We start from the raw sequence: 4,679 nt of genomic DNA, 5'->3' as shown, positions 1-4,679 counted from the left end.
CCCGTGACCGTCAGCGTGCCGGTGCCCGCCTGGGTCAGGGCGCCCGGGCCGCTGATGACCCCGGTGTAGACGATGGCGTCTGGCCGGTCGAAGACCAGCGTACCGTTGTTGACGATGTTCCCCGATATGGTGCCGCTGGCGCCACCGGCTCCGACCTGCAAGGTGCCCCTGCTGATGGTCGTGGTTCCGGAATAGGAACTGGCGCCCGTGACCGTCAGCGTGCCGGTGCCCGCCTGGGTCAGGGCGCCCGGGCCGCTGATGACCCCGGTGTAGACGATGGCGTCTGGCCGGTCGAAGACCAGCGTACCGTTGTTGGCCACGTTGCCGGTGATGCTGCCCGAGGCGACGCCATTGCCGATCTGAAGCGTGCCCGCGTCGATGGTCGCGCCGGCACCTTGCGTGGAGGCGTTAGTCAGCATCAGGGTACCCGGGCCGGTCTTGACGAGCATGCCGGCGGCCGGGCCGTCACTGATGGCGCCGGACAGGATCGCACTCTGGCCCGCCGATACGTCGATGGAAGGACGGCCATTCAGAGTCACAGGATTGGCCACTGTACGGCTGCTGTCGAAGCCCAGCATGCCGGTGCCAGCCAGCGACACGCCGCCTGTGCCGAGCGCGCTGTCGTTGCCCACGCGCAGCGTGCCAGCGGCGATCGTCGTGCCACCGCTGTAGCTGTTGACGGCAGTCAGCGTTGTCGAGCCCGAAAGCACCTGGACGGAACCTTTCCCGGTGATGGAGGGCGCGAATGCATAGCTGCCCGCGTTGTGGTTGAAGACCAGCGTCCCCGTTCCGGCGCCGAACGCGACGCTCGTCGCGCTGATCGTTCCGGGACCGAGGATTACGGGATCGCCAACGGCCGAACCGATGTTCAGTGTGCCGATGGAACCGGCATTCTTGGCAATCGTGATCGGAGCGTTGACGACACCGCCGTCGGACACCGTCAGCGTGCCGCGGCCGCCAATTCCAACGAGCACCCCCACCTTGTCGGTCCACGTGGACCCGTACCCCTGGATGGTCACGCGACCGTCTGATCCAGCCAACTGGCCAATGGCACCGCCGTTGGAGATGAGCGAGCCTCCGTTGCGCACTGTGACGCTTCCCATCGCCGTTCCCTGGGTGCCGACCGTGATGTCTGCCGTGTTGGTCCATGTAGAGCCGCTGCCGGAGATGGTCACTGCTCCCCTGGAACCCGCCAGATTGCCCACCACGCTTCCGAAGTTCGTCAGGCTTTTTCCACTCTCTATTGCGAGGAGACCGACGCTGTTTTGACCTTGACCGACAGCTACGTCCCCTGCCGTGGCATTGGAGATCTGGATGAGCGTCGAGTGCGGAGAAGCGACATTGATGGTGGCGATGCTGTCCGTTGTGGGAATTCCTCCAAGCCAGTTTCTTGCCTCGGACCAGTCGGAGGATGTCGCGCCCGTCCACTCGGAGGACTGGGCTTGCACGGCGCCGAATCCGCCCGTGGTCAACAGCGCGGCCACAAGACCCAGGGGTCGCGTGGTGGAGTCCCGGGAACATTTCATCGTCATCGTCCTCGAATGGTGGCCCTTCGGCGCCGGTTCGCGTCCTCACTTCGCAGAGAACGTGCCGCGCTTCTCCCCGCGCGCTTCCGGCTCCGCCCTGAGCTTGCTCAAGCAGATCCGATGAAAAGTCGGGATGGCAACATCCACGCCGACGGCAGTCTAACGATCGGGTCTCGGTCTTGTAAAGCGCGTGAATCGAACTCCGAACGTCCCGATTGTTCAACGCAATTTCGTTGGCTGTTGCACCTGACGTGCAATCGGAGTTCAAGTTTCGAGGTACACCGGCCCTGCGACGGGAAAGGTGCCAAGGTCAGCTCTTTCAGAAGCTAACCGATCCGACGGTGGTCAGGAGCCGGGCAAACTCAGCGGTGTTCGGAGTCGAACGTCCTTCACGTGCGGATCGCGGGAAGGGGCTGCGCATGCCTGGGGACTGGGGCAAAAAACGGGACGGGCGAGTTATTATTGATAACATATTTTATCAATAATAAAATCCGCTCCATGATCAACGGCCCTCTCCCAGCCTTGCCGACGACCCCCGGCCGCCTTCTGACGGCTGCCCAGTTCCAACACCTTGGCCAACGTGCCGCACACGGCTGAATGGTTCGCCAACATCGGCAGCGCCGCAACGCGGCGTGCTTACAAAAACGCGATGGCCGACTTCATGGGTTTCGTCGGCATCCACCAGGCCGACGAGTTCCGGGTCGTCACGCGTGCGCATGTCATCGCCTGGCGCGATGACCTCAAGGGGCGCGAGTTGAGCGGCAACACGATCCGCCACCGCCTGGCAGCGCTGTCGTCACTGTTCGAGTACCTGTGCGACAAAAACGCGGTCACGCACAACCCCGTCAAGGGCGTGCAGCGGCCGCAGGCCGATAGCCACGAGGGCAAGACCCCGGCGCTCGGCGATCACCAGGCGCGCAAGCTACTGGCGGCACCGAGCGGTGACAACGTGAAAGCCAAGCGCGACCAGGCCATCCTTGCAACCCTGCTCTATCACGCGCTGCGGCGAGAAGAGCTATGCCGACTGACCGTGAAGGACGCCCGCCACGAGCGGCGCGGTGTCGCGCATCTGCGCGTGTCCGGCAAGGGCGGCAAGACGCGCTATGTGCCGCTGCATCCGGCCGCTGGTGGGCTGATCGCGGACTACCTTGAGGCGGCAGGCCATGGCGGGGACAGCGTTGGCGCTCTCTTTCGGCCGTTGCATCGCGGCCGTGACCGGGGGGCCGGCAACGCCATGACAGCCGATGCGGTTTACAAGCTCGTGCGCAGCTACTCCGGCGCGCTCGGTTTCCAGGTCGGCGCGCATGCGTTGCGCGCGACGGCCGCGACTAACGCGCTCGATCATGCGGCCGATCTCGCCAAGGTGCAGGAGTGGCTAGGCCACGCCAACATTGCGACGACGCGCATCTACGATCATCGCAGGACCAAGCCGGCCGACAGCCCGACGTTCAAGGTGGCTTACTGATGGAATTCAAGCAGCGCACACTTATGCAGATCGCCGACATGATCTGCGGCAACTTCCCGGAAGAAAAGAGCTTTTTCCAGTACCGCAGCAGCAGTCGCCTGACCGAGTTTTTTTATGACTGCGACACCGACTTCGCGCACGACGGTTCCACGCGCAATATATGGGTTGCCGACACCCTGAAGTCAATCTTGGCCGAGCCACATCCCAACGCGCAAACGCCACCCACCGCTTTTGGCCGCGTTATCCGTACGCTGATGGATCAAGGCAATGCACTCAATGAGAGTGCGCAACGTCCCGGAGCGCTCGCCATGCTCACGACAGCGCTGACGCGCGAAGGCTTCGAGCCGTTCTATGCCGACGACAAACAGTGCTATTTGCGGCACATCGCAACCAACATCATCGCCACGCAGCCAAACCCGCATCGACCCTTCTCGACGACGGAGCTGAAGCGGCGCGAGCAGCTCACCGCTTACTTGACCGCCGCATCCGAGGACGATTTGATCGAAGAAGTGCTTTTGCCGCTGTTTCGCCAGATGGGCTTTCACCGCGTCACCGCTGCAGGCCACAAAGACAAGGCGCTCGAGTACGGTAAGGATGTCTGGATGAAATTCACCCTGCCGACGCAGCACGTCCTTTACTTCGGCATTCAGGCGAAGAGGGGCAAGCTTGATGCCTCGGGCGTAACCAAGGGCGACAACGCCAACATGGCAGAGATCTACAACCAGGTCTTGATGATGCTCGGGCATGAAATCTTCGATCCCGAGACCAGCAAGCGCGCTCTCGTTGACCATGCCTTCATCGTCGCCGGCGGCGACATCACAAAGCAGGCGCGTAACTGGCTCGGCGGCAAGCTTGACGCCAGCAAAAGAAGTCAGATCATGTTCATGGATCGCGAGGACATCCTCAATCTGTTCATCGTGACTAGCCTGCCGCTGCCAGCCGGTGCGTTGCCAAAGCTCACGTCCGACATGGATGACGATCTGCCCTTTTAGTAAGGGCCCCGGAGGGCCTGTGGTTCCTCCCGGGGAGACCTTCAGGCCGCACGGGAGGGAGGCTATTAGGCCCTGCTAAGTAGACGCTGGGACATCTACACCCAGTGACGCAATACACAGCAGATCATAGGGGGGGAGGCGGGGAGGTCCCCCGGACAACCCGCTTCGGTTATTGCGCCCCCACCCTGCCGCCACCCATACTGACGGGAAGGAAAGGTTTGATGTGACAGCAAAAGCGCCACTGAAGCCGGTCGCCACCGACCGCAAGATTGAACAGAAATGGGGGACCGCCCTTGCCGCTTCAGGCTGGACGGGAATCCCCAATGTTCTATTCCAACGCCAGCGGGCCCTGGGCCTGACTTCGCTGGACGTCAACATCATCCTGCAGCTCGCGGCCTATTGGTGGGAACCGGGGCAACCTGCCCCATCCGTCGAAAACGACGATCGCGGCCGCCATTGGCGTCGACCCGCGCACCGTGCAGAAGCGCATCGCAGCCATGGAAGCGGCGAGCTTTATCAAGCGCATCGAGCGGCGCACGTCACGGGGCAGCAGGACAAACCTATACGACTTCAGCGGCCTGATCGGGGGTCTACTCGTTTTCGGTGCACAGACTGACGGTGCGCGGAGCTAGCGCTGGCGCCGGCCTTCGTTCGCAAGTTCTTGATTTGGTTGCATTTCCTGTTCGCTTTTCAGGC

General features: G+C 62.7%; 4 protein-coding genes. 3 read left to right on the top strand and 1 reads right to left on the bottom strand.

What is annotated here, in order from left to right; genetic code table 11:
- On the bottom strand, positions 1 to 1,448 hold a 1,448-nt coding region (locus WKW82_RS40235), incomplete at its 3' end, for an autotransporter-associated beta strand repeat-containing protein (RefSeq protein WP_340348802.1).
- 658 nt (positions 1,449 to 2,106) lie between these two features.
- Between WKW82_RS40235 and WKW82_RS40230 the strand changes: the two genes are divergently transcribed.
- From WKW82_RS40230 to WKW82_RS40220, 3 genes are all read left to right on the top strand, one after another.
- The gene (locus WKW82_RS40230) at positions 2,107 to 2,991 is read left to right on the top strand and encodes a tyrosine-type recombinase/integrase (RefSeq protein WP_340348803.1); all 885 of its coding nucleotides are present in this window, start codon (positions 2,107 to 2,109) and stop codon (positions 2,989 to 2,991) included.
- Positions 2,991 to 3,983, top strand: coding sequence for a hypothetical protein (locus WKW82_RS40225; RefSeq protein WP_340348801.1), 993 nt, complete (start codon positions 2,991 to 2,993; stop codon positions 3,981 to 3,983). The genes WKW82_RS40230 and WKW82_RS40225 overlap by 1 nt, the downstream gene beginning before the upstream one ends.
- Before the next feature lie 223 nt (positions 3,984 to 4,206).
- Positions 4,207 to 4,599: a hypothetical protein gene (locus WKW82_RS40220; RefSeq protein ID WP_340348800.1), complete on the top strand. Its 393-nt coding sequence runs from the start codon at positions 4,207 to 4,209 to the stop codon at positions 4,597 to 4,599.
- Positions 4,600 to 4,679 lie beyond the last annotated feature (80 nt).

This window comes from Variovorax rhizosphaerae, assembly GCF_037889975.1.
Lineage (GTDB): Bacteria > Pseudomonadota > Gammaproteobacteria > Burkholderiales > Burkholderiaceae_C > Variovorax > Variovorax rhizosphaerae.
The sequence above is the reverse complement of the archived record's forward strand: the minus strand, read 5'-3'. Positions and strand labels throughout refer to the sequence as shown.

Coding starts and splice junctions, on each gene's coding strand:
- WKW82_RS40225 (WP_340348801.1), top strand. CDS start 2,991: ATGGAATTCAAGCAGCGCACACTTATGCAGATCGCCGACATGATCTGC.